Source organism: Qipengyuania vulgaris (assembly GCF_009827325.1).
In the GTDB taxonomy this organism is placed as follows: domain Bacteria; phylum Pseudomonadota; class Alphaproteobacteria; order Sphingomonadales; family Sphingomonadaceae; genus Qipengyuania; species Qipengyuania vulgaris.
This window is the reverse complement of sequence record NZ_WTYC01000002.1, coordinates 51,586-74,101: the sequence shown is the minus strand read 5'-3', so window position 1 is coordinate 74,101 and position 22,516 is coordinate 51,586. Positions and strand designations below refer to the sequence as shown.

Annotated in this window: 24 protein-coding genes; 10 read left to right on the top strand and 14 right to left on the bottom strand. The window is 56.2% G+C overall.

The window, feature by feature from the left end; genetic code table 11:
- Window positions 1-272 precede the first annotated feature (272 nt).
- The 3 genes from GRI69_RS04665 to gntA all read right to left on the bottom strand — a co-directional run bounded on the left by GRI69_RS04665 (window position 273) and on the right by gntA (window position 2,237).
- The gene (locus GRI69_RS04665) at window positions 273-617 is read right to left on the bottom strand and encodes a c-type cytochrome (RefSeq protein WP_237452947.1); all 345 of its coding nucleotides are present in this window, start codon (window positions 615-617) and stop codon (window positions 273-275) included.
- Between the two features lie 352 nt (window positions 618-969).
- Window positions 970-1,551, bottom strand: coding sequence for a DUF1989 domain-containing protein (locus GRI69_RS04660; RefSeq protein WP_160727117.1), 582 nt, complete (start codon window positions 1,549-1,551; stop codon window positions 970-972).
- Window positions 1,548-2,237, bottom strand: coding sequence for a guanitoxin biosynthesis heme-dependent pre-guanitoxin N-hydroxylase GntA (gntA, locus tag GRI69_RS04655; RefSeq protein ID WP_160727116.1), 690 nt, complete (start codon window positions 2,235-2,237; stop codon window positions 1,548-1,550). Before gntA ends, GRI69_RS04660 begins: the two co-directional genes overlap by 4 nt.
- A 482-nt stretch (window positions 2,238-2,719) precedes the next feature.
- On the opposite strand from gntA, the gene GRI69_RS04650 reads away from it, so the two are divergent.
- Complete coding sequence (locus GRI69_RS04650) at window positions 2,720-3,076, top strand: thermonuclease family protein (protein ID WP_160727115.1); 357 nt, start codon at window positions 2,720-2,722, stop codon at window positions 3,074-3,076.
- Window positions 3,077-3,163: 87 nt separating this feature from the next.
- Window positions 3,164-3,364, top strand: a complete 201-nt coding sequence (locus GRI69_RS04645) for a DUF6961 family protein (RefSeq protein ID WP_160727114.1) — start codon at window positions 3,164-3,166, stop codon at window positions 3,362-3,364.
- Window positions 3,365-3,616: 252 nt separating this feature from the next.
- Here the strand turns inward: GRI69_RS04645 and GRI69_RS04640 are convergent, their stop codons facing one another.
- The 6 genes from GRI69_RS04640 to GRI69_RS04615 all read right to left on the bottom strand — a co-directional run bounded on the left by GRI69_RS04640 (window position 3,617) and on the right by GRI69_RS04615 (window position 8,922).
- The gene (locus GRI69_RS04640) at window positions 3,617-4,093 is read right to left on the bottom strand and encodes a hypothetical protein (protein ID WP_160727113.1); all 477 of its coding nucleotides are present in this window, start codon (window positions 4,091-4,093) and stop codon (window positions 3,617-3,619) included.
- A 521-nt stretch (window positions 4,094-4,614) separates the two neighbouring features.
- Window positions 4,615-5,610, bottom strand: a complete 996-nt coding sequence (locus tag GRI69_RS04635; RefSeq protein WP_160727112.1) for a GSU2403 family nucleotidyltransferase fold protein — start codon at window positions 5,608-5,610, stop codon at window positions 4,615-4,617.
- A gap of 21 nt (window positions 5,611-5,631) precedes the next feature.
- The gene (locus GRI69_RS04630; protein ID WP_160727111.1) at window positions 5,632-5,982 is read right to left on the bottom strand and encodes a hypothetical protein; all 351 of its coding nucleotides are present in this window, start codon (window positions 5,980-5,982) and stop codon (window positions 5,632-5,634) included.
- A 291-nt stretch (window positions 5,983-6,273) separates the two neighbouring features.
- The gene (locus GRI69_RS04625; RefSeq protein WP_160727110.1) at window positions 6,274-7,488 is read right to left on the bottom strand and encodes a type II toxin-antitoxin system HipA family toxin; all 1,215 of its coding nucleotides are present in this window, start codon (window positions 7,486-7,488) and stop codon (window positions 6,274-6,276) included.
- Window positions 7,485-8,096 (bottom strand): DUF3261 domain-containing protein, encoded by a 612-nt coding sequence (locus GRI69_RS04620; RefSeq protein WP_160727109.1) that lies wholly within the window; start codon window positions 8,094-8,096, stop codon window positions 7,485-7,487. The genes GRI69_RS04625 and GRI69_RS04620 overlap by 4 nt, the downstream gene beginning before the upstream one ends.
- A gap of 331 nt (window positions 8,097-8,427) precedes the next feature.
- Window positions 8,428-8,922, bottom strand: coding sequence for an MgtC/SapB family protein (locus tag GRI69_RS04615; RefSeq protein ID WP_160727108.1), 495 nt, complete (start codon window positions 8,920-8,922; stop codon window positions 8,428-8,430).
- Between the two features lie 541 nt (window positions 8,923-9,463).
- Here GRI69_RS04615 and GRI69_RS04610 point away from each other — a divergent pair.
- The 3 genes from GRI69_RS04610 to GRI69_RS04600 all read left to right on the top strand — a co-directional run bounded on the left by GRI69_RS04610 (window position 9,464) and on the right by GRI69_RS04600 (window position 12,068).
- A complete protein-coding gene (locus GRI69_RS04610; RefSeq protein ID WP_160727107.1) occupies window positions 9,464-11,062 on the top strand; it encodes a glutamate synthase-related protein in 1,599 nt (532 codons plus the stop codon).
- 128 nt (window positions 11,063-11,190) lie between these two features.
- On the top strand, window positions 11,191-11,403 hold the full coding sequence (locus GRI69_RS04605; protein WP_160727106.1) for an HVA1 family protein: 213 nt from the start codon (window positions 11,191-11,193) through the stop codon (window positions 11,401-11,403).
- On the top strand, window positions 11,403-12,068 hold the full coding sequence (locus tag GRI69_RS04600) for a DUF488 domain-containing protein (protein WP_160727105.1): 666 nt from the start codon (window positions 11,403-11,405) through the stop codon (window positions 12,066-12,068). Before GRI69_RS04605 ends, GRI69_RS04600 begins: the two co-directional genes overlap by 1 nt.
- A gap of 314 nt (window positions 12,069-12,382) precedes the next feature.
- On the opposite strand, the gene GRI69_RS04595 is transcribed toward GRI69_RS04600, so the two are convergent.
- Window positions 12,383-13,348: a rod shape-determining protein gene (locus GRI69_RS04595; RefSeq protein ID WP_160727104.1), complete on the bottom strand. Its 966-nt coding sequence runs from the start codon at window positions 13,346-13,348 to the stop codon at window positions 12,383-12,385.
- 313 nt (window positions 13,349-13,661) lie between these two features.
- Between GRI69_RS04595 and rnk the strand changes: the two genes are divergently transcribed.
- On the top strand, window positions 13,662-14,084 hold the full coding sequence (rnk, locus tag GRI69_RS04590; protein WP_160727103.1) for a nucleoside diphosphate kinase regulator: 423 nt from the start codon (window positions 13,662-13,664) through the stop codon (window positions 14,082-14,084).
- Window positions 14,085-14,161: 77 nt separating this feature from the next.
- On the opposite strand, the gene GRI69_RS04585 is transcribed toward rnk, so the two are convergent.
- A complete protein-coding gene (locus GRI69_RS04585) occupies window positions 14,162-14,446 on the bottom strand; it encodes a hypothetical protein (RefSeq protein ID WP_160727102.1) in 285 nt (94 codons plus the stop codon).
- An 827-nt stretch (window positions 14,447-15,273) separates the two neighbouring features.
- Between GRI69_RS04585 and GRI69_RS04580 the strand changes: the two genes are divergently transcribed.
- From GRI69_RS04580 to GRI69_RS04565, 4 genes are all read left to right on the top strand, one after another.
- Window positions 15,274-16,512 carry a potassium/proton antiporter gene (locus GRI69_RS04580; RefSeq protein ID WP_160727101.1) on the top strand — a complete coding sequence of 413 codons (1,239 nt, stop codon included), beginning with the start codon at window positions 15,274-15,276 and terminating at the stop codon, window positions 16,510-16,512.
- Entirely contained in the window at window positions 16,509-17,099 is a 591-nt protein-coding gene (locus GRI69_RS04575) for a hypothetical protein (protein WP_160727100.1), read from the top strand. Before GRI69_RS04580 ends, GRI69_RS04575 begins: the two co-directional genes overlap by 4 nt.
- Window positions 17,100-17,164: 65 nt before the next feature.
- On the top strand, window positions 17,165-18,754 hold the full coding sequence (locus GRI69_RS04570; protein WP_160727099.1) for a cation:proton antiporter domain-containing protein: 1,590 nt from the start codon (window positions 17,165-17,167) through the stop codon (window positions 18,752-18,754).
- A gap of 283 nt (window positions 18,755-19,037) precedes the next feature.
- The gene (locus GRI69_RS04565; protein WP_160727098.1) at window positions 19,038-19,826 is read left to right on the top strand and encodes a TSUP family transporter; all 789 of its coding nucleotides are present in this window, start codon (window positions 19,038-19,040) and stop codon (window positions 19,824-19,826) included.
- A 20-nt stretch (window positions 19,827-19,846) separates the two neighbouring features.
- On the opposite strand, the gene GRI69_RS04560 is transcribed toward GRI69_RS04565, so the two are convergent.
- The 3 genes from GRI69_RS04560 to GRI69_RS04550 form a co-directional block, all read right to left on the bottom strand.
- Window positions 19,847-20,473 (bottom strand): trimeric intracellular cation channel family protein, encoded by a 627-nt coding sequence (locus GRI69_RS04560; protein WP_160727097.1) that lies wholly within the window; start codon window positions 20,471-20,473, stop codon window positions 19,847-19,849.
- 60 nt (window positions 20,474-20,533) lie between these two features.
- A complete protein-coding gene (gene ygiD, locus GRI69_RS04555) occupies window positions 20,534-21,376 on the bottom strand; it encodes a 4,5-DOPA-extradiol-dioxygenase (protein ID WP_237452946.1) in 843 nt (280 codons plus the stop codon).
- Window positions 21,377-21,481: 105 nt separating this feature from the next.
- On the bottom strand, window positions 21,482-22,048 hold the full coding sequence (locus GRI69_RS04550; protein ID WP_160727095.1) for an NADPH-dependent FMN reductase: 567 nt from the start codon (window positions 22,046-22,048) through the stop codon (window positions 21,482-21,484).
- Window positions 22,049-22,516: the final 468 nt, after the last annotated feature.

Genomic DNA, 22,516 nt, shown 5'->3' with positions numbered 1-22,516 from the left:
CACGTCAAGGTGCCAAGGCAGGGAAACACACCAAGTGTGCGGCACTCAGAACGTCGCCCGCAAGCACGGAACCTATTTTACCGTAAACTCATACGTTCAGGCCTGAAAAACCTTTCCAGTTACGTCTTTCCGTAAAGACCACCTACCGCCGCCGTACAACCTTGCTCGCGCCGGCGCTGACCTTGGTCTGCGAGAGAGTTGCGATCGACATAATGAGGGGAGTTGGCTGGACCGGGGGAACGCTATTTGGTCGCTATGCGGCGGTCCCAGTGTCAGTCTGGTCGGCGCAGCGTGATCATGTAGGCCACTACGTCGTCGATGTGCTCCTCTGGTATCTGGAAATACATCTCGTCGGGATAGTTCTCGTGGCTTTTCATCCACTCTGCCAGGCTCGCCGCCGTCAGATCCCGGGTGTTCGCAATTTCGGAGAAGCTTGGCGCATTTGACAGCGGCGAGGTTTCGGCGAAACCGACGGAATGGCACCTCGCACAACGATTGTTAGCAAATTTCTCGCCCCGCCATTCGGGCGTGTCCTTCTTGAACCCTCCCGCCGAAACTGCGGTAGATGAAACAGGATCGGAGGCTGTCGATTGGCATCCGGCAAGCATCAGGGCCATAAGGCAAGCAGTAACTCTCATTGGCTGAGAATACAGCTTTTTCATCCCATAGAAAGAGACGCGCCGTTCTAACCTGAAAGACTGGGCGCTGGTGTTGGAGAAACTGAGTTGCCAACCCCACAGAAAAGAAGACGCGTTCCATTTCAAGCAGGTAAAAATGTGTATTCAACCGGAATCTCGGGCTGCCGGGATCGATTGCCAACTGCCCCGGAGACGCCATTGAGGCTTTGTCGCACCGAACTTTCCACGCCTAGGAAATGCAACTGCAGCTCGTCGCCGCGATCTGTGGCGGGTATTGAGCGTCACAGATTTCCGGAGCGCAGGAACGCAATCCGCTCCATTTCGAAAAGGACTATTTCTCAATCTCGTAGTGGATGGGCTTGAAGCTCCCTCCATTCGAGGCATAGGCGGAACAGGCAGTGAGACCAATTATCAGATCCATCTCCGCTCGCAGGCGGATGTAGTCACCCGGCATGCTGACCGGCGGGTCAACACGAAGCTTGCCATCGGGAGTAACCGGAACGTTCATAAACACGTTGAAGGCGCAGGGGATCTGATCGGGTTCGATCCCGAAGGGCGCCAAGGCTTCAGCCAGATTGCCAAAGCAGCCGCGATGGACCGGTTCCTCAGGATAGAAATGGCGGAACGTCGCTTCGCTGCACGGCGTGAGCAGGAAATCATGCGTTCCGACGGTGTCTTCAATTATGCTCAACATAATCTGCGACCGGTTCGACCACAGACGATTGCCCGCGCCCATCCGCAACGTTTCTTCATAGTCGAAGGTGCGCCCGTTGGAGAGCGCCTCGCGCACGTCATCGGCTGCAAAGGCTAGCAGGTCGCTGACTTGGGTACCCTCCGGGTCAATGACCTTCAGCAATTGTCCGCGCTCGAGAGTGAAGGCGGTACCGCTCCGGGGCGCAATGATTTCGGTCATGCTTCCTCACTGGCGCGCTTGTCGCGAAAGGGACAGGACCAGTCATCGGCCACCAGACGACCGCTGTACTGACGCGCCTCACTTACTTCGCCGTGCCGCGCCAGCATCGGATTGAGTGAACCGGCCAAGTCTATATCTCGCTCGAGTATCTTTTCCCGCATTCGCTCATAACGGCCTTCTTCTCGCAATTGCTCGAACTGGGCGTGAAGATTGAAAACCAACGTGGGTCGTGGGAATCGTCGTGCCGGCCTCGAGGCGAGGGGATGAAGGCCCACCACAAAGAAAGCCTCGCCCCCGAAACTCAATGAGAAATGCGGATCCGAAGGGTCGGCACTAACACGGTGGTCGTATCGCTGGCCCAGCCAATGGTCCTTGTCGGCAAAGGACTGGATTCGCGTCCACATCAGGGCTTCGAACTCAGGTTCACTTAGCCCATCTGGCCCTGAAAATACCGCTGCTAGACTTCGGAGCCCCGTGGGATCGGACTTGTAGTCCTCTGCCCATTCCATGAGCTCTCGGTGAATGAGCACATCGTCCCAGCCACTGTCGAGGCTATGGCACACGAGCGTCTTTAGCGTGCCCTTCGCCAAGGCCGACTTCGCGCCCACACAGGGAAAGTCAGGCTGGGCGATACGGGCACGCAGTTCGTCTTCACCCTCGATCCGGGTCCGTTCGTCGATCAACATACGGAAGGAACTCCGTGTGACGGAGCCGGTTCCGTCGCCAGCCTTCGAGTTCTGGCTCACATCAACTCTGTTCAGACGCTCTAGGTGACGGACCGAATGCCGGTCCCAATCTGACCGCACGATTACCGCATTGTGAATACCGCAAGCGCCTTTCGACTGCAGCAATTTGCTTGGACCATCCGCGCTCCTGACACCTCAATGTGAGTTCCAGGAGATTGATAATCGCAACCCGGCGGCACTTCAGACAGTCCACGCGCAGGGTATATCCGTGACGGGTATAATCGGCGATCGTATCGAGACGCTTCGAGCTCATGGTTTACGGCGCTCCGACCAGATCAGTGCAGCCAAGGGGTGATCACACAAGCTGTGGCAGCGAACATGGAGGGACTGAGAACAAGCATGTTTATCTCCGAATCGAAACGGCTCATGTTCCATATTTGTTCTGAGTAGGAAATTGCGCGATGAACCGCTAGGTTCCCTCTATGCTTTTCTTTGCCGCCGCACTTGCCGTTTGCTCCACCGGACCACGAGACCACTGTGTTCACGACGGCGACACCGCATGGTTCGAAGGAGAGAAGATCCGGATAGCGGATATTGATACGCCGGAACTGAACGGTGCGTGCGCATACGAACGAGCTTTGGCCATTCGGTCGCGCGACAGGCTTATGCAGTTATTGAACGCCGATGCTTTCGAAATAACCCGTAATGGCAAGGACCGCTACGGGAGGACCCTCGCGACGCTGCACCGTTCAGGACGCTCAATAGGCACGCAGCTGGTAAAAGAGGGATTGGCGCGAACCTGGTCGGGTCGGCGCGAACCTTGGTGCCGCAATGATTGACCGTAGAAAGACCCTTTCGTGCGAATTTTCGTTCTCGCCGGGCAGCCCTGTCGCGAGGCTCGGGCAGGTAACTGGGGAAGTGATCGAATGACGGTTACGCGCGAGCAGGAAATCTGGGCCATGGCTCTGTGGGTGGACCGGGAACACGGTGAAGATGCGGAGCGCTTCATCGCTGAACGGGTGCTTCACTTCGAATCCCAAGGCGACAGCGGCGGGCAGGAATTATGGATGAACGTAGCACGTCGATACGTTGAGTTGCGTGACGCAATTATGACGGAACCCAACTAGCGCTGCGCGGGTCACCCAGACCGCAGCGATAAGTGACGCTTGCCTCGCCCGACAGAGGGGAGATTTCAAAGTTCAAACTTTATGATCTTTGAACAGGTTTCTCAGCCAGTTCACCAAACTAGCGGACATGAGTTTCAGAAATCCTGATGATGATTTCGGCCTTGGAGCGCAGTTGCGAAGGTCCAAGGGACCTGGAGGAGCTAGTTCGCCGCAGTGTTCACAAAACATGGCAGTATCCTCTTTCCGATCCCGTCACATGACTACTGCGCTGATAATGCAGATACCTATTCCGAAAAACGCGACCACTGCGGGGACGATAAGAACCTGCCCGAAAACCGCACCTCTTGGTAAAGGTCCATATGCAGTTTGGAGAACCGAACCGGCGTGGTTCAAAGCGCTACGCGCCTGCGGAGGGGACTGGCGCAGCATCACACGGGCCGTTCCAAAAAACATGGTGACATAAGCTGCTGAAATTGTGATTGCGAACGCGGCATGCGCACCTCCCGTTGCCCCGAGCAGGGCAAGGAGAAAGATAGCGTAGCTTCCGATCATTAACCCCCAGACTGCGGTAGGCAGCTCGAACATCCGAGCTTCTGGCCGTAGCCGGAGTAGGTTAGTCTCGTTGTCGTTCGCTTCGAACGGGGCGACAGAAACCAGAGCTTTCGGACGAAGATCGTGAGGGCTGGGTGTGAATGTCGGGGCTGGTGTGTGAAGAGCGGTATCAGGCATCAGATAGATCCTTTCCGATGCCACCGGTATTTAGTTCGCCGGGGCATCATAGAATGGCAAGCAACACAGCTTTCCGGCCGACCATCCGGTCAGTGACGGTTCGCTTTTTGTGGCGGCGCGTTAGTGGCGCTGCGGATGTCCTGAGTATGGTGATCTTTGGGATCGCGAAATTTGGATGATCACCCTATGGGAGCCACCTTAAGGGATTTACCGGAGGTGCGACTGTGCAAGTTCAAGCCGGTAAGACGATCTTGTATGCTTGAATTCGGTTCCAGAGAGAGGATTCCAAACCAAAATTTCGGGTAGAAAGTGACGGATTTCTGCGGTTTCTAAGAGCTACTGCGATTCTTGTGCTACATTCTTGTGTAGCTGTCCCGTCACTCCTTTTCTCCGTCGCGATCGTCGTTCGCAGAATGAGCATAATCCATGCCTAGGTCCCGGATGGGACACCGAACGTGCGAAGCCTAAACTCGGAGCGTAGATCAACATTCAGTGTTCGGGATACGAACGTGACCACGGGCTCATTGCTTGTTCTCCCGGAGCCTGCGTGAACGCCACTCTTCGAAGAAGGGTGTCAATTCCGCAGGAAGCCCGTCAGCGAAGTCCTCGCTAACATCGTAGTGCGGCATGGCTTCGGCGATGGCATCGAGCAGGGCGTAGCCTTGTGCGGTGTCCTTCCGGCGCTTCAGAGGATTGCGCTTGGCCTGCGCGCCCAGCCATAGCTTGTGCAGCGCGAACCAGCGCGGATCGGGCGCAACGATGCGCGCCGGCGTACCATCGCGGCAGGGCACGACCTGGTCAATCCGGCGCCCGGGAAGCAGCCATTCCTGTTCGGGGAGAGGTACGGGTTTAGGCCGATCCTTCGTACCGAGTGTCTCAGCACGCGAAGGTGCGACGAGGATCTCGACCTCATAAGCCTTGGCGTTGCGCGCCTGGAAATCACGTTCGGAATTAATTGCAAAAGTCGGGTCGACGGCTTTCAGCATGTCCCAAACTAGAGCTTCGCCCGCTTCTTCCTCCGCTGCCCAGGCGAGGTCGAAGTCCTCGGTCTCGTCAGGCACGTCGATGAAACTGCCCGCGGCTTCGATCGAATAGGCCGCCATGGCATTGGTGCCGACAACCAGAAGGTGGGATCCGAGCAGACCGCGGCGATCCGCCTCCCGCAGAATCGGTCCGGCATCTGCGGAGAGGAGGGGTAGGCGGAGCGCGCGAGCAATACGGCTACTTTCGGAAAGTGCTGCGCTCGCACCTTCGCGGCGCTGCTTGGCGGATTTTTTTCGTTCGCGGTATTCGTCAAACAGGCGCTGCTTCTCTTCATCCCATGCCCCGAGGCTCGTGCCGTTGCCCGAGCGGTCGTAGATCTCATAGAGATACTCGTATTCGCCGACTTTCTTGCGGCGCAGGTCGTACGGAAGGGCGATTAAGTCCCGCTCGGCGTCGATCCATGCATCGTAACGTTGGTGCATATTAATCAGCGCGCGTTCCTGCTCCGGCGAAAAGGGGCGAATGATGGCCATGCGCGTGATTTATCCCACGTTTTAGAAATTTACAACGTTGTGGGATAAAGGAGTATCAGGAGAGCAAAATTCTCTCACCGCCCGAGGATAGCCCAACTGCTTCATCTCGTTGAGGTCCTCCACCTTGTAACCTTCCCGATTGCCCATGCGGTAGAATTGACGAAACATCTTGCCCTGAAGGCGGAACTCGGTGGGCAGACGAAGCCGATGGAGAGCTAGATGAGCCGGGACCTCGAAGTGCATTGAAATCGGACCGAGGTAGCCATCGTGGTCTTCGAGCGCGGCATGAAGATCGGACGCCAATGCGCGAGGCATGTTTTCGAAGATCATCCCGAAAAACGGTTGGGAATCCGTCGCACAACCGTTGTTCATGGATCATCCCCCATTCGCTATTTCCAAAAGCCGCCATGAACAGCGCTTGAGGATCTTGTCCCCTCTTTAGTCCGACGAGCACGTCGCCGATCGAGAGCTTCATGTGCTGTCCGGAGTTCTGGATGATTTGCGTTCCGAACACCTCTTTTCTGATCTCGTGCCAATAATTCCCGGACTGCTCGTAGCTCGCCAGTTGAAGAGCAGGGCGATGATCATGGTGAATTCAGTCCTGGGTCGGGGAGTCGATCCGATTGGCAGGCGTCTGCGGATTGCCGCGCCATATCGTTCATCTCAAATCGCAAGAGATTTGCGGTGCTTTTCAATTGCGATACGCACGTCACCGGGGAAGGGGAGGTGGCCGCTTTCGCTGCTCCAGACTTCGTCGAATTGCGCAACGGTTTCTTTCGCCGTCGAGATCAGCAAATGTGCTGGCAGTTTGGCCTTGTCCGCGATCGTCTCGAGTTCGTCGTAGGTGAAAGATGTCCAATTTCGCGAACGATGAAATTTCAACGCCGCATCGTCGCCCGGAATATAGGCGAGCGTCGAAAGCAAGTCATAGGCTGGTGCTAGCAGCGCGTTGCGCGTGTCGGGATAGATCAAGGACCAGTTCTTCAAATGCATGTCGCCATTGCCGATCAGGACCGAGTAGGTGAGGCGGCGAATGAACTCCAATATGCTTTGCTCGTCTGTTTCGATGGCAAGCACACTGAGGATCTGACGGTAGCTGGCATTTTCGTATTTTTGCTCCGCAAGGACGCCGAATACCTGAGCGAAATCTTCGATATGTATCGCACCCTCCGCGCCCCGATCGAAGCGCCGGATGGTAAAAGCGGATTGCCCGTAGCGGTGGATGCCCTCGGGTAGACCGCCGATCCGATCCAGCGGTAGCAGATCGTTGTCAGGTACATCGATCCCAATTTTGCCTGCTAGGCTCATCGCTGCAAACTCCGCCTCCGGCACGTCGGGGTGCCGGGCAGAAGGCAGCTTGACGATCCAGTCCCCCCCGCTGCCAGTGATTGGGATGGTTAGCCCTCCATTTTTCTCATGAGATTTGACCGCTGAAAACTTGAGTTGCACGCCGGCGAGCGAGAAGCGCAGCGCGCGCTTTCCCTGTTGCTCCACGGCATTTTCATCGGGCTCGTCTGCCTCTGTATCCTCTGTATCCACTGGGACGGCCCGCACTGCCCCCGGAAGATCGTGCCCGAGCTGTGTGAGTAGATGATATTCTCGGACCGATTTCACTCCGGCGCGCCGGGCCAGGTAGTCCCGAAGTGTGCCTTCGGGTAGAAGGTTGGAAAAGAACGGCTCGATTACGGTGCGATAGCTTCGCGTATCCGAGAGAATGTCGCCGTTGGCATCTTTGTAGGCGAGTGAAAGCGTCTGCCTATCCGGACTGGCCAGATAGGTTTCGTCGAATGTGAAGATGCTGGCATCTCCATCGAGCCGGGCGATCGTTCCAACGCGCGTTTTACCGAGAAAGATATCGAGGGCTGCTGCGTCGATCATTCGTCGTCCTCCTCGAGCCGATATGCCGGCAGTCGAGGCGCATTCTCTAAATGCGTCGCATGACTTTGAAGATTTCTGATGTTTTGGAGTGCGCGGGTCGCATTCTGGATTTGCCGCACGAGTTTTCTCGTTCCCACCTGGTCTTCAAGAACCCAACCCAGATCTTGCAGGTGTTTTCTGAGGTGGGCGACCGGCTGCAATGCTTCCTGAATGTCTCTGAGCATTTCGGGATTGAAATAAGCCGGCTCGATGTTGTTCAAGGCCTTTTGAAGTTCATCTACTTGGGTGACGCTTGGGAAGTTCTCGCGGATGCGCTCAGCAAATCTTCTCGTTTCGGCAATCGTTGTGAGCGCGCGGCTTGTGTCGTGTCTTTCCCGCTGAGAGCGTACGACGCTCTCGATCGCTGGTAGAGTTTTGCGGGGCACAAGCTTCAACTCCAGATCGAGCGCCCGCGCGATCTCGATAAGGCTGGAGAGTTGGAGGTCCACGGCGCCGCTCTCAATCTTCGAGATATGACTTTGGGGCAGGCCTACCCGTTCGCCCAGCTGTCTTTGGGTGAAGCCTTTTGCTGCGCGAGCAGCTTTAATGCTTTCGGAGATTTCACTCATCGATATGTTTCCACGTATATTGCTCTAGGAGTATATGCGCCTACATATCATCACCGCGGCTGAAAACCATCGAAATATGCAAACGCATATCTCATCACTCAAATATATATTATAGCATATGCATTGCAGTGTGGAACAATCAGAGCTTGATCTCGCATGCGGTGATTGCCGCACCCCTGTGACCGAAGAAGGCGGCGTCTAGCCATAAATATGAGTTATCCCAGTCTTTTAGAGATTTTTACTGCTGTGGGATAAAGGAGTATCAGGAGAGCAAAGTTCTCTCACCGCCTGGGGATTCGCTCCGCGTAACGTGCGTGATCAATGACATGCCTCATTTCTCCCGGGGTTGTCCAATTTCGCTGTCCTCGACTGCCTCATCGTTATCGAGGTGTCCAAAATGTTTAAGGGGGGCCATGATCCATAGTGTGGCGACGGTTATGACCGAAAGCATGATTGCTACATCGAGGCTGCCAAGCCCAACCGCGGCTCCAATAGCTCCGGTTATCCAGAGGCTAGCGGCGGTGGCGGTGCCCTTGACCGAGTCCTTCAGGCGCAGAATGGCGCCACCACCGATAAAGCCCATGCCGGTGATAAGACCCTCCACAATCCGGGCCATCGCTTCTGGAGTGTCGGCCGTCATAGATTCCGCCGCCTGGATAAAGCCGCAGCTGGCAACTGCTACGAGAGGAAAAGTCCGAAGTCCGGCACTTCTTTCTGATTTCTCCCTGTTCCAGCCGATCGGGAACGCCAATAGATAGGCTAATCCAATTGCAACAAGATGGGGCATGATGTCGAAATGATCAGGACCCAGAAACTGCTCGAACATTCAAAGCTCCGCGGTTGTTGTAGTCATTAACCAAAACCAGCTCAGACGTTCCGGGGCATCATAATCACCACCGTTATTTGTTGGGCGCATCGCAAGATGCCGACCTAGGAATTCGCACTAGCGTGACCGAAAAAAGCAATGAGATTGTGACCCACAATTGGGCCGCATCCATGGCGCGCCCTGGCTATGGAAGAAGACAAGATTGGTAGGGTGCAAGAGGCAGCGGCACCGCACTTTTCGCCATGTCCCACGGAACGCTTGCTAGGGTGGTGCCCCATCCAGCACTGCAGCTCCGCAGGAGTGCTATCTCACCTCCTTGATTTCCGATCTCGTAGGGCACATTAAAGGCTGATGGTTTCAGAAAATATCGGACTTGCCGCAGGGACTCCTGCGGGCAGCAGCACCGCACGCCTACATCCCTAGGTCATTCGTGGTGACCTAGGGTGTCGCTTAATATCACGCGATCGTTCGGTCACTATCACTTCCTTGCTGTGACAATGTCAGTCCCCATCGCGCTATTGGCGCGACCGGAGCCATCCCCGTGTTCTTTTCTCGCTTCACCGCGCTCGGCGCGAGCCTGTTTGGGCTATTACTATCTGCTGCCTACGTTTCCGAGCGTTGGGCAGTGCTCACTTTTACCCTTTGTGCGACATTCACAATCTTAGGGCTTCTCGATCTACATCAAACGCGACATTCGGTCCGGCGAAATTATCCCATCATTGGACGGCTACGCTGGCTTTTCGAAGAGATCAGGCCCGAAATTCGTCAATATCTGATCGAGAGTGATGACGATCAGACACCGTTTTCCAGAGCGCAGCGATCTCTGGTTTATGCCCGTGCGAAGGACGAAGTAAGCGATCGTCCTTTTGGCACGCGAGCCGATGTATATCGGAATGGATATGAGTTCATTTCGCATTCGACAAAACCCAAGCCTCAAGCTGATCCCGATACGTTTCGTATAGCGATCGGGAATGCCGAGACTGGATCCCAATATCTCGCCTCGATGTTCAACATCTCGGCAATGAGCTTCGGTTCGCTGAGCGCCAACGCCATACGGGCGCTCAACAAGGGCGCCAGATTAGGGGATTTTGCTCATGATACAGGGGAGGGCGGAATAAGCCGCTACCACCGGGAATATGGCGGGGATCTCATCTGGGAAATCGGTAGCGGATATTTCGGTTGCCGCACGAGGAACGGCAACTTTGATCCAATCAAATTCGCTGACCAGGCCAGCGATCCACAAGTGAAGATGATCGAAATCAAGCTCAGCCAAGGGGCAAAGCCTGGTCACGGCGGCATTCTTCCGGGCGAAAAGGTTACGTCCGAAATAGCCGAGAGCCGAGGGATCCCCATTGGCGTAGACTGCATCTCACCAGCTGAGCACTCGGCATTTGGTAATCCCCTCGAGATGATGGAATTTATCGCCCAGTTGCGCGCACTCTCCAAGCAAAAGCCCGTTGGTTTTAAACTGTGTGTCGGTCATCCCTGGGAGTTCATGGGAATGGTCAAGGCGATGCGCGAAACCGAAACCTATCCGGATTTTGTCGTCGTTGACGGTGCGGAAGGTGGGACCGGTGCGGCGCCGGTGGAGTTTGCGGATAATATCGGCATGCCGCTGCGCGAGAGCCTTTTATTTGTCCATAATACGCTTGTGGGGGCAGGTATTCGGGATCGCGTTAAAATTGGTGCAGCCGGTAAGATCGTGAGCGCGTTCGACATTGCAGCTGTACTAGGCTTGGGTGCTGATTGGACCAATGCAGGACGCGGTTTCATGTTCGCCTTGGGATGCATCCAGTCGCTTTCCTGCCACACGAACCGCTGTCCGGTGGGCGTTGCTACGCAGGACCCGCTGCGCCAACGCGCGCTCGTCGTTCCTGACAAGGCCGAAAGAGTAAGGCGCTTTCACCATAATACGCTTCGTGCTCTGGCCGAGATGACGGCTGCTGCCGGCCTTTCACATCCGTCGGAAATTGGACCGCATCATCTCGTGCGCCGGGTCTCCTTGACCGAAATCCGCCTGTTTTCGCAGTTGCATATGTTTCTTGAGGAAGGTGAACTGCTAACGGGATCCCATGACCGTGATTTCTACAGCGCGGCTTGGAAGCTGGCACGCGCCGATCGATTTGAACTCGCTTCATGAGTCGGCGGTGTGGATGCTTTGCCCGTTTGCCCGGGGTAAGAAAACCTGAACGCGATCGCGAAACAATCTGACTGCGTTCGATTTGTATAATTGAGCAGTCTTATTCAGTCAGGCAGGAGAGCACAGCCGTGGCAAAGTTTTCAGTGGGAGATCACGTAAGCTGGAATTCCGAAGCCGGACGGGTTCATGGAACAATTTCGAAAGTCCATAAAAAGGATTTTCAATACAAGGGCCATACCCATCGCGCATCGGAAGATGAACCGCAATACGAGATCGAGAGCGACAAGACCGATCATATTGCCGCGCACAAGGAAAGCGCATTGACCAAGCTCGAGCGCTAATGCCCACTGTCTTCACCATCGGGCATTCTAATCGCAGTCCGGAGACTGTTCTTGAGATGTTAGTCGAAGCTGGCGTCGATCTTCTGGCTGACGTCCGCGCATTCCCTCGCTCCCGGTCCAATCCTGCTTTCAATGTCGACACATTTCCAGCGGCGCTGGACGAGCATGAAATTGAGTACATGCATTTTGAGAAGCTCGGCGGTCGGCGAAAAAAGCACCCATCGATAGATCCCGCACTCAACGGATATTGGCGCGTCCAAAGTTTTCATAACTATGCCGACTACGCGCTCGGCGATGAGTTTAAGTCAGCCCTCGACGAGATCGAAAAGTTGGCGTGCGATCGACACGTGGCCCTCATGTGCTCGGAAGCTGTCTGGTGGCGCTGCCATCGCCGGATCATCGCTGATCATCTGATGGCACGGGGGCACAAAGTTTGTCATTTAATGGCTCCTGGCCGCCAAGACACAGCCGAGATGACCAAGGGTGCTGTTCGCCGATCCGTGGATGAGGTGATCTATCCCGAAGCGAAAACCGACCAGACATCGACCGGTCATATTCCGCTGTGCCGACATGAACGCCTCGCTATTCGAGAGAATGAATTGCGAGCGCGGCGCGCAGATCAAGAAACTCGTTCGAGAAGTTCGCCCGAGGATTCGATCTCGTAGAGGTCGGCGTCTATCTGCCGGACAGGCCGCCCGTCGGCTGTTCTCCAACTGATAGCACCAAGGCGCCGCCTCGTCCCAAGTGCAGTGACTTCGTTCTCGACGTGCCGATATTGAACGACCTCAACCTTTCTTCCACGATCGCCGCGGCAGAGTAGAGATGCCATCGTCTCTTCGGCGGCGATTGGCTGGCCCGGGTTTTCATCCCTCGGCGTGTCACGGTTCGGATTGTCGGACGGCAATGTCATTCAAACATCGCGTCCCAATGCGTAGCGAGCGGGTTCAGCTTCATCGAGAAAAGGCTAGCAGAAACCGGATCAAGCCGCTTTTTCCTCCATCAGACGGTTCAAACCCCGTGCAACGCATCCAGAAGGATCATTGGCGACCGTGATGGGCAGACCGCACTCCACTGCGACGGCATCGGCAAGAAAACCTGCGCAAATGCCGCCCCCGGTCGCTACTAGCCGTTCGCTTAGCAAATCCGCGGCCAGGTCAGGAGTAATCTCGCCGATAACCAACCGGACGGCATCCGCGAAACGAGCGAAGTGCCGCTTAAGGATCGGAGAAAACTCCGAGGCCGGGAGCGTTATGACCCCGGGCAAGCCGTTGTGCAGGCCGCGTCCCTTGATCTCTAAGATTTGGCTCTCATCATTTTCCAAAGAAAGCCGCATCTTGAGGTTTTCGGCGGTGAGCTTTCCGATCAGAAAATGGTGCCGCGTCTGCAGGTGTTCGATGAGAGCCTCGTCGAGACCCAGACCACCCAAGCGCACGGAGCGCGAGTAACATTTACCATCGAGCGAAAACACGGCGATTTCGGTGGTGCCGGCTCCGCATTCGACAACCATGGAAGCGCGCGCTTCTCGAACCGGGAGATCGGCTCCTATCGCCGCTGCAAAAGGTTCACTCACCAATTCAATTCGCCCGAACCCGGCGTCTTCGGCCGCGGCTAATAGGGCATTTGACTCTGCTTTCGTGGCATCTGCCGGAATACCTATCATGGCAGTGGGACGAGATTTTCGCTTCTTCCCAAGCACAGCAGAGAGTCCGTGAGAGAGCAGTGCACTCGTGGCTTCAATGTCCTGCAATACCCCCCTCGCTAGCGGTCGGCGAACAGAAAAGGTTATCGGAACCCGGTCCACCATTGCGAAAACCTCACTGCCCGCCGCAACGAAATGTGGGCGGCCTCCGCGATCTTCATAACAGCACAGGGAGGGCTCATCGAAGACGACGCCTTCCCCGCGAACCATGATACGCATGTTGGCCGTGCCGAGATCGATAGCCATGTCGGGCCTGCGCGAAGAAGCGAATGAGCGGAAGTTTATCATTTTTCTAAGGTAGGCCTTCCGGCCGGGAATGTCTCTGATAACTCGCCGATCATTAGTTGATTTCCATAATTTGACTTACCTGCCCTCCGGGCCCAGATACTCAGCATGGTCTTTTCTCGGCTTCTGAAGCGACATCTCGCACACGCAGGACAGCTGCCCGCACGGGCGCGTGCCTCGTCTCGTCGGCCGTGAAGCGGTCCGGGGCGAGGCTCCCGGACGATCTTCAGCCAGGCCGCATCTGATATTGCGGCGACTTACGCGAGTTACCGACATGACTGTTTCTGAGAACGGTGGACCCCCGCCAATATACGTTATCGATACCGAAGCCGACGCTCTTTACGAGTTGGCGGTTAGTATCGAGGAGCGCAGCCCCGACGTCGCGCACAAGCTATGCGAGGAGCTTGACCGAGCAAATGTTTTGTCTGTCCAGGATATCCCTTCCGACGTTGTGATCATGCGATCGCACGTCGAATTCGTGGATGAGCGATCAGGCGACAAAAGGAAGGTTGAACTGGTCTGGCCGCGTGACGCGGATATGGACCAGAACCGACTTTCGGTGATGACCCTCGTAGGCGCCGGTCTGATCGGCATGAGGAAAGGTGCCTCAATCAACTGGCCCGATAGATCCGGTGAAGAAAGACGTCTTCGTATCGTGGAGGTCAGTCAGCCAGAGCTTCAGGACGAAGCGGCCTAATTTTTCTCGGGCGCGATCGTTGGCTGGCTGTGAGAACAGCCCGCCCACTTGTTAGCGAGTGGGCGGGCTCCCCTACGTCAAACGAACACAAGAATCAGAGCAAAGATAGCGAGGGATACGGCCCCGATTAGTAGAATTTCGATTTTGCTAAACTTGTCGATATGGTCAGCGCGAAACTTTGCGTAGCTAGCCGGCTGTTTGCTAGCCAGGCTGGCCACTTCAAATGCGCTGGCTTCTCTCTTGAACCAGCGCTTTAGTTCGCCCAGTTGCTCATCGCTAACGTCCGGATAGGAATTGAGTAATTGCTCGATTTCATCGAACCGCGCGGAAGGATCGGCAGCTGCCGCCTTATGGTCACTCATGATATAACACCTTAATCTATTTGGTCAGGCTAAGACCCCGATTGGAGGTCAGATAGATCAGGTGAGGATGGGCGGCCCTCTCATCGGGGGCACAAGTCGCCAGATAGATTTTAGAGGCGGTCCGGTCTTTCGGGGATCGAACGGGTGGTCGACCACGAAATCCATAGCCCGCGATCGAGGCACGGGGACGAGGACTGGCACCGGTGCAGGTTTGAGAATTGGGGCCAGCTGCTCAACGCCATCGCGCTGCGCTAGTATCGCCACCTCGACGGTGGTTGCATCAAATGCTGAACCGCGGTTCCTGATTTCCGCAAATGGAGTGGAGGGTGTGGCCTGACACAGGACAGCAACGAGAACTGATAACAGCCCAAGCCTGAAAACAAATCTGCGTAAGCTGAACCACGCCATCGTTGTAGTAATAATCGCCTGGGCAGCGCACGGCAAGGACCACCGTTGGCGAGATCAGCCCGGTTTGCCATCGATGCAAAGAGTATCACCCGGCTTAAGCGACGTGGTAGACGATATGCCTTCCAGATATATCAGCGTCTCCGCTTCCTGCTGTGTCATACCCATCGCAGTCGCGTGAGCCATAAGCTCCGGGACCGTAAAGCTTCGACCACTAGATGAGCTTATTTCGAAGCCGCTGCATTTACCGTTCTCTCCCACGCAAGCAGCCAAGAGAAGCAGCGCCGCAGAGCTTATTAAAGTTCGATTTCCTACCATACAGACAAGGCTATCAGACCCACGTTTTCGGGTCGACCGGACGCAAACAGTTCCGACCAAAAGAATGTAGGTGCCAATCTACCCTCTCGTGCTACGGCCTGTTCATGGGGTTTCTAGATACTGAATCCACGCTTCTCCTGATTGGCGTGCTGCTTCTGACAACCGTCCTTGCTGGAAGTCTTTCGAGCCGTTTCGGACTACCTGCACTTATCGGGTTTTTAGGCCTTGGTATGCTGGCGGGCGTCGAAGGACCGGGCGGAATTTCTTTCGACAACTTCGTCCTCGCTCAGGCCGTCGGCATAGCATCGCTCATCTTCATTCTGTTCTCGGGCGGTCTGGATACAGATTGGCGGGACGTTAAGAGAGTAGCGGGACCCGCGCTCGTGATGGCCACCGTCGGTGTTCTCATTAGCGCAGGCGTTGTGGCAATATCGGCGGTATTCCTCTTAGGAGTTACACCCGCACAAGCCGCGCTTCTCGGAGCAATCATCGCTTCTACTGATGCTGCGGCGGTGTTCGCGATCTTGCGTTCTACCGGGCTCGATTTGCATGGAGATGTGCCCGCGCTCATCGAAGTCGAATCCGGCTCGAATGATCCCATGGCCATCTTTCTCGTCGGTGCCGTCCTGCTGTTCATGTCAAATCCCAGCGCCTCTCCCTTCGCCCTTGCGCCTGATTTCATGATTCAGATGGTGATGGGAGCCCTGATAGGAGTGGGGATCGGCTTTGCCATGCCCGAGATCCTGAAGAGAGGGGGTTACCGCCAAGGTGGCTTGGCATTCGTGATTTCGATTGCGGCTGCCTTGATCGCATTCGGTGCCGCCGAACTGTTGTTGGGCAACGGCTTTCTCGCCGCCTATTTGGCGGGCCTCGTTGCTGGCAACCGTCATTATGCTGCCAAGCGCACCGTATCGACCTTTCAGGATGGAATGGCATGGCTTGCCCAGGTGGCAATGTTCTTGACCCTGGGACTTCTAGTGACACCCTCTCAACTGGGTCCGGTCATTGTTCCGGGTCTAGCAATAACGGCTATTCTCATGTTCGTGGCCCGCCCGATCAGTGTCTTTGTGTGCCTCGCACCTTTCCGGCAGTTCGGATGGCGGGCAAAAGTATTTATATCGTGGGCTGGACTTCGCGGCGCAGTCCCAATCGTGCTGGCGACTTTCCCCATCGTGGCCGGTGTCGACGGAGCTTTTGCGATTTTCAACGTGGTCTTTTTCGTCGTTCTTCTGTCCAGTGTTATCCAGGGCCCTACAATCAACTGGGTCGCGAAGAAACTGGCCATAGGTGATCATTACGACCGGGCATCGGCACGCGATCGCGCTTTGGAGGATGTTCATTGAAACCACTACCGTTTGTATTTTTGCTGGGTCTCTCACTTTCTAGCTGCGCGCCGGAAGGCAATGAGAGCGGATCCGAGGCGTCCCAAGTTTCGTCGGCGCCCGAGCCTGACGTAGTTCAGGAAACTGCCGTTCACGAGTTCGAGTTGGGTGAGCGAGAGTATACCATTCCTGCCGCGTATATCCCCTCGATCCGAGTGGGCGGTCAGAAAGATTTCATACGGATAAAATTTCCCGATTTTGCTGCGGAGATTGTGCTCGATGAAATGTCTGCGGGAAAATCGGACAAGACGGGTAGGGCTCAGATATTCTCCGTCACTGACCAGGATTACCCGCGTATCGAATATGCCGAACGTGAGGACGGCGCGATCATAGCCTGTCGGCGCGGCATGATGGCGCAATCAGGGTGCGGCACAATCTTCGAATGCGCGGGGGTGGAGTGGACGCTTTTATTCCCGATAGGACTTCGTAACGAGGTCGAAGCGCTCGTCGGTAGTGCCACGCGATTGCTCGAACAGCATTCAGTAGAAATCCGCCAAGAGAGAGCAAAAGAGGGCGACCCGGAAAAAGACCTAGTTCAGGACCAATAGACTTCGTCATTTCCCTACCCACACCCGCTTGACGTAATAGAGGGTTTTAGGGCCTACTGCCGGCCATGCCTCATCATACGCCGCTCATAGCAACGATCGTCGCTGGACTGGTCGTGGCTTTTGCTATGGGGGCCCTTGCGTATCGTCTCCGCGTATCTCCGGTCGCAGGTTATCTGTTTGCCGGTGTCCTCATTGGCCCATTCACTCCCGGGTTCGTGGCGGATACCGATCTCGCGGTAGAACTCGCGGAAATCGGCGTAATTCTGCTGATGTTCGGCGTTGGCCTTCATTTTTCGCTGAAGGACCTGCTTTCTGTCCGCAAAATTGCTTTGCCAGGAGCGCTCGCGCAAATTGCAGTCGCGACGCTTCTGGGGTTTTTGCTGGCTCGCTATCTGGACTGGACCATATTGGCCGGACTGATCTTCGGCCTCGCCCTGTCGGTTGCCAGCACCGTCGTGCTGCTCCGGGCGCTTCAGACCCGAAATGCGGTGCAGACTGAACGCGGGCGGATCGCGGTCGGATGGCTCATCGTCGAAGATCTGGCGATGGTGATCGCGCTGGTTTTATTGCCAGTAATCGCGCAAATCATGGAAGGTGGGAGTGGCGGAAGCACCCAAATTGCCGCACTTGTAGGGTTGACCCTCTTGAAAATCGGCGGGTTCATCGCGCTGATGCTTATAGTCGGTAAGCGTCTCATTCCTGCCGGTCTGCATTGGGTGGCCCATACGGGGTCGCGTGAACTATTCCGGCTCGCAGTGCTCTCAATTGCTTTGGGGGTAGCGTTTGGAGCTGCTTACCTATTCGATGTTTCTTTCGCCCTTGGAGCATTCTTTGCCGGTATGATCTTGGGGGAATCCCAGCTCAGTCGCCGTGCAGCTGAAGAGACGCTCCCGCTCCGAGACGCGTTTGCCGTCCTGTTTTTTGTGTCGGTCGGCATGCTGTTCGACCCATCGGTGGTGGTCGAACAGCCGTGGCCTTTGCTCGCGACGGTAGCGATCATCATTTTCGGAAAATCCATCGTCGCCTACGGAATTGTTCGCGCATTTCGCTTCTCGAATGAGACCGCACTTACTGTTTCCGCCAGTCTTGCACAAATCGGTGAATTCTCATTCATTCTCGCAGGTCTTGGGGTGGGACTTAACATCTTGCCGCAAGAGGGCAGGGACCTGATACTGGCTGGTGCCATCCTTTCCATCTTTGCCAATCCATTCATCTTCACCATGATGATAGGCCGCGCGCCTCTGCGCACACCATTCCCGGCCACATCATCTGACGGCGAGCGCGGGAGTACAGTGTCAGAGAGCGGTAAGACGCACACGGTGCTCGTGGGGTATGGCCGTGTTGGGAAGCTGGTCGCCCGAGAGCTTAGAGCATCTGGCTCATCCTTTTCGGTTGTCGAGTATCAGGAAGATATCGCCCAGCGAGCACCTGGCGGCCTGCACGTCATTACCGGCAATGCGGCAATACCGGCAATTCTGGAAGAAGCAGGCCTTCAGAAGGCGGACCGATTAGTGATCGCTATTCCCGGCGGCTTCGAAGCGGGCGGCATTGCTCAAATCGCCCGCGAGTTAAAGCCAGCAATTGAAATGATCGCTCGGTGTCGAGCCTTCTCAAGGTTTGATCCAAGCTCTATCTCTATGAGAGGCGCGCGATAATCGTTCTTCGTATCAGAAAGAAAAATCACCTTGTTTGCAGCTGTCACTCGATCGGACAGATGGACTTCGACGTGAATCGACTGAAGCCGTCATCAATACGCAATCTACCCAGATGATTTAGGTCCGCTTTTTCGCGTTAGACCCATAAGGCGGACCACCGGAACTTGCCGTTACGAACGAGCGTGGTGTGCGCTAAAAGCAGTCTGACTGCTAGCGAACCAGCGGCGGTCTTTCGCACTCAAGCAGATTTGCTTATTGGAACCTCGTTTCCTAACTGCGCCCGATGGAGCTCACCGTTGAGATCGTAGGCTTTTTGATCGCCGTAGCGTTTCTCGCAGGCGCGATTGATGCCATAGCGGGAGGCGGGGGACTGCTGACCGTCCCGGCTTTATTGGCGGTCGGCGCATCACCCGCTGCCGCCTTGGGAACGAACAAGCTCCAGAGCACCTTCGCCGTCGCGACGGCTGTGATAACCTTCGCCCGAAAAGGCCGCATCGACTTGCGGAGGTTTCTTGGCCCCGCTCTTGCTGCCTTCTTCGGCGCGGCTGGCGGAGCCTTCGTCCTAACCCGTGTAGATCCCGCAATACTGTCCGGTTTGATACCGCTCCTCCTTGTCGCGATGGCGATCTACTATGCTTTGAAGCCAAACCTCGGCGACGAAGACCGTCACGTTCGTGCACGGCCCATCTTGTTGCTCGCGTCTGCAGCCGTGATTGGCTTCTACGACGGCTTCTTCGGCCCCGGCGCTGGCTCGTTTTACACCACCGCCCTGATTGCCGTGTTCGGCTTGGGCACTATCAATGCGATTGCGCACACCAAACTACTGAACTGCTCCAGCAACCTAGCGAGCCTCATAGTCTTGCTCGCCGCTGGAGAGGTTCTGATCGTGGTGGGAATGTTCATGGCAGTTGCAAGCATGGCGGGAGCGTTCTTGGGTGCCCACAGCACCATGCGCTTCGGCACGAAGGCGGTAAGGCCATTATTGATCGTGATGTGCTTGGCACTCACAGCAAAGTTACTTGCCGACCCTGCAAACCCCCTTACCACCGTTTTCTTGGATTGGCTGAAGTAGAAGCCGTGCTGGACCGCGCCTCAGATGTCGGGCGGGCGAGGCCTGTATCGCGGGAGGGACCAACCCCAGGCCAGCGCGCCGGCCCGCAGACCGAAACCGGCCGCGACCGAAAGAGCGACCGACAGTTCGCGTGGCGCGCCAAGCGAGTGAAGGATCACATAGCTCAGTGCTGCCAGCACCGCGGCGGTGACGTAAATCTCGTGCGAGAAGATAATCGAATCTTCCTTGCCAATAACATCCCGAATGATCCCCCCGAAGCAGGCAGTAATCACTCCCATCGTTGCGGCGACCAGTCCCCCTTCACCAAGAGCTATGGCCTTCTCCGAGCCGCCGGTTGCGAAAAGCGCAAGACCAATGGCATCGAGCCAGAGGATCAGCCTGTACCGCGACGCGGCAAGGTGAGCGGTGAAAAAGACAGCTATGGACACCGCGATACACACGGCAAGATATTGCGGCCGCTCGATCCAGAACACTGCATGCGCATCAAGTAGGAGATCACGGATGGTACCGCCGCCAATACCGGTGATGGTGCCAAGCAAAATGAATCCGATTACGTCCATCTGATTGCGAGACGCGACGAGCGCGCCGGAAATCGTGAAGACGACGATTCCCAACCAGTCGAGTGCGATGATACTGTTTTCAAACATGTGCAGATGAAGCGATCATTCGGTGACTTGGCTAACAGGAATGCGCAGCCGCTGTTGGAATCAGATATTCGACTGTTCGGGAGGAACGCTGGCAGGCAGGCGAGCAGCGCAGGACGGATTTTTTCGCAACTCGATGTCTGCATCGAGGCCGTAGCAGGCCATCGATATCGACCCCATCGAGTGCCCCCGTACGAGGGGTTCGAGAGTTGTCCCCTGGGCCGTAGCCAAACCAGCCAGATACAGCACGGGCAAATAGTGATCGGGCGTCGGCACGGCGGCAGCGAAATCGGGATGCTCGGTCAGCTTGCCGATGTCGCCGGGCTCTTGTGCCAGTTGCTGGGATACTGCGTCATCGAAGCGCTGTGCCCAATCGAAACCGAGGTTGGGTTCGTCCCACCGAAGCGCGCGCAGATTGTGGACGACATTGCCGCTGGCAAGAATCATCACTCCTTTGTCGCGAAGACTGGCGAGACGTCGGCCGAGGTCGAGGTGATATTCGAAAGACTTCGTCGCATTGAGCGACAATTGAACCACCGGGATGTCGGCCTCCGGATAGAGATGCGCCAAGACGGACCAGGTTCCGTGATCGAGGCCCCACTGGTCTTGATCCAGACCAACCCATTCGGGCTTAACCGCCTCCACGATCTCTCCGGCCAAATCGGGATCGCCGGGCGCAGGATACTCAAATACGAAAAGCTCTTTGGAAAAGCCGTAGAAGTCATGAATGGTTCGCGGGCGCGCCATCGCCGTGACCGCGGTGGTGCCGAAATACCAGTGGGCCGAAATCGCGAGAATGGCTTTGGGCCTTGGCAGCGTCTCCCCGAATGCTCGCCAAGCCTCCGTGTAGCCGTTGTTCTCGAGCGTGTTCATCGGACTTCCGTGACCGATGAATAGGGCAGGCATTCGGGACATTCGTTAGCTCCCATTCTCTTATCATCAATCCAGCAATCGAGACAATCGCACTGGTCTTTACCCAGTGGGCAGTCCGCTCACCCACTCCGCGATAGTTCAGTCCGTGGCAGCAACGCGTTCGATCCACTCTCCAAACGCATCGATGAAGCTCTTGAAGAATTTGCGAGTGTCGTCGCTCTTCAATTCGCCTGCATCGCCGAACAGATCGAAGCCGCCTCCGACATAGGCTTCGGGCTGCTGGAGCACCGGCATGTCGAGAAAGACGAGTGACTGGCGCAGGTGATGATTAGCGCCAAAACCGCCGATAGCGCCCGGCGATACGCTCACTACGGCCGCCGGCTTCTTGGCCCAGGAACTCGCTCCATAGGGGCGCGAACCGACGTCGATCGCGTTCTTGAGAACGCCGGGGACCGAGCGATTGTATTCCGGCGTGACGAAGAGCACAGCGTCTGCTTCGGAAACCTGCTTTCGGAAGCGGGTCCATTCTATCGGCGCGCCTGCGTCTTCGACATCTTCGTCGTAATGCGGCAGGTCGCCGATCTCGACGAAATCAAATTCCAGATTGCCGGATGCCTCAAGGATCAGGGCCTGCGCAGCCTTACGATTGATCGAATCCTTGCGCAGGCTGCCGACTACGACGGCAATCTTGTGAGGCTTAGGCATGATGTTCTCCTTCATTCTTAATCTGGCCGGGCTTCGATCCAAAGGCGTAGGCATCCATTCTCAGGACGCCGTAAGTAGTGCTGCTATGTATCCGTTCGGCCGCCGCAGTCGGACCTACCGCTCCCAATGCAACGAACAGGGGGAGAAGATGCTCCTCGGTGGGATGATTGCGCTAGGCGTTGGGAGCGAGACGCCGATAGACAAGACGATCGCAGGTGCGGCCGTCTGCCAACGCCGCGTCGAATCAATCGGCAAAGTCGGTCACCCATTGAGGCTCTTCCATGCCCTGCTGTCAGCCCCAGCTGGATAGGTCATGCGTGAAAATGCCGCTGGCCACGATCAGCACCCCATCGCGAGCAAGCGGAGCGATAGCCCGCCCGACCTCGAGAGATCGCCCGCATACGTCTCATTGCCACTAAAGCGGTATTTCGCAGACCAGATATCCTGCGCAATCGGAACGTTAAAGCT

Coding starts and splice junctions, on each gene's coding strand:
- GRI69_RS04640 (WP_160727113.1), bottom strand. CDS start 4,093: ATGCCTGATACCGCTCTTCACACACCAGCCCCGACATTCACACCCAGC.
- GRI69_RS04595 (WP_160727104.1), bottom strand. CDS start 13,348: ATGGCTATCGATCTCGGCACGGCCAACATGCGTATCATGGTTCGCGGG.
- ygiD (WP_237452946.1), bottom strand. CDS start 21,376: ATGCCTGCCCTATTCATCGGTCACGGAAGTCCGATGAACACGCTCGAG.
- GRI69_RS04645 (WP_160727114.1), top strand. CDS start 3,164: ATGACGGTTACGCGCGAGCAGGAAATCTGGGCCATGGCTCTGTGGGTG.
- GRI69_RS04615 (WP_160727108.1), bottom strand. CDS start 8,922: ATGTTCGAGCAGTTTCTGGGTCCTGATCATTTCGACATCATGCCCCAT.
- GRI69_RS04660 (WP_160727117.1), bottom strand. CDS start 1,551: ATGACCGAAATCATTGCGCCCCGGAGCGGTACCGCCTTCACTCTCGAG.
- gntA (WP_160727116.1), bottom strand. CDS start 2,237: ATGTTGATCGACGAACGGACCCGGATCGAGGGTGAAGACGAACTGCGT.
- GRI69_RS04560 (WP_160727097.1), bottom strand. CDS start 20,473: ATGTTTGAAAACAGTATCATCGCACTCGACTGGTTGGGAATCGTCGTC.
- GRI69_RS04620 (WP_160727109.1), bottom strand. CDS start 8,096: ATGAGTGAAATCTCCGAAAGCATTAAAGCTGCTCGCGCAGCAAAAGGC.
- GRI69_RS04580 (WP_160727101.1), top strand. CDS start 15,274: ATGGGGTTTCTAGATACTGAATCCACGCTTCTCCTGATTGGCGTGCTG.
- GRI69_RS04625 (WP_160727110.1), bottom strand. CDS start 7,488: ATGATCGACGCAGCAGCCCTCGATATCTTTCTCGGTAAAACGCGCGTT.
- GRI69_RS04630 (WP_160727111.1), bottom strand. CDS start 5,982: ATGAACAACGGTTGTGCGACGGATTCCCAACCGTTTTTCGGGATGATC.
- GRI69_RS04600 (WP_160727105.1), top strand. CDS start 11,403: ATGCCCACTGTCTTCACCATCGGGCATTCTAATCGCAGTCCGGAGACT.
- rnk (WP_160727103.1), top strand. CDS start 13,662: ATGACTGTTTCTGAGAACGGTGGACCCCCGCCAATATACGTTATCGAT.
- GRI69_RS04565 (WP_160727098.1), top strand. CDS start 19,038: ATGGAGCTCACCGTTGAGATCGTAGGCTTTTTGATCGCCGTAGCGTTT.
- GRI69_RS04585 (WP_160727102.1), bottom strand. CDS start 14,446: ATGAGTGACCATAAGGCGGCAGCTGCCGATCCTTCCGCGCGGTTCGAT.
- GRI69_RS04635 (WP_160727112.1), bottom strand. CDS start 5,610: ATGGCCATCATTCGCCCCTTTTCGCCGGAGCAGGAACGCGCGCTGATT.
- GRI69_RS04570 (WP_160727099.1), top strand. CDS start 17,165: ATGCCTCATCATACGCCGCTCATAGCAACGATCGTCGCTGGACTGGTC.
- GRI69_RS04665 (WP_237452947.1), bottom strand. CDS start 617: ATGGCCCTGATGCTTGCCGGATGCCAATCGACAGCCTCCGATCCTGTT.
- GRI69_RS04650 (WP_160727115.1), top strand. CDS start 2,720: ATGCTTTTCTTTGCCGCCGCACTTGCCGTTTGCTCCACCGGACCACGA.
- GRI69_RS04550 (WP_160727095.1), bottom strand. CDS start 22,048: ATGCCTAAGCCTCACAAGATTGCCGTCGTAGTCGGCAGCCTGCGCAAG.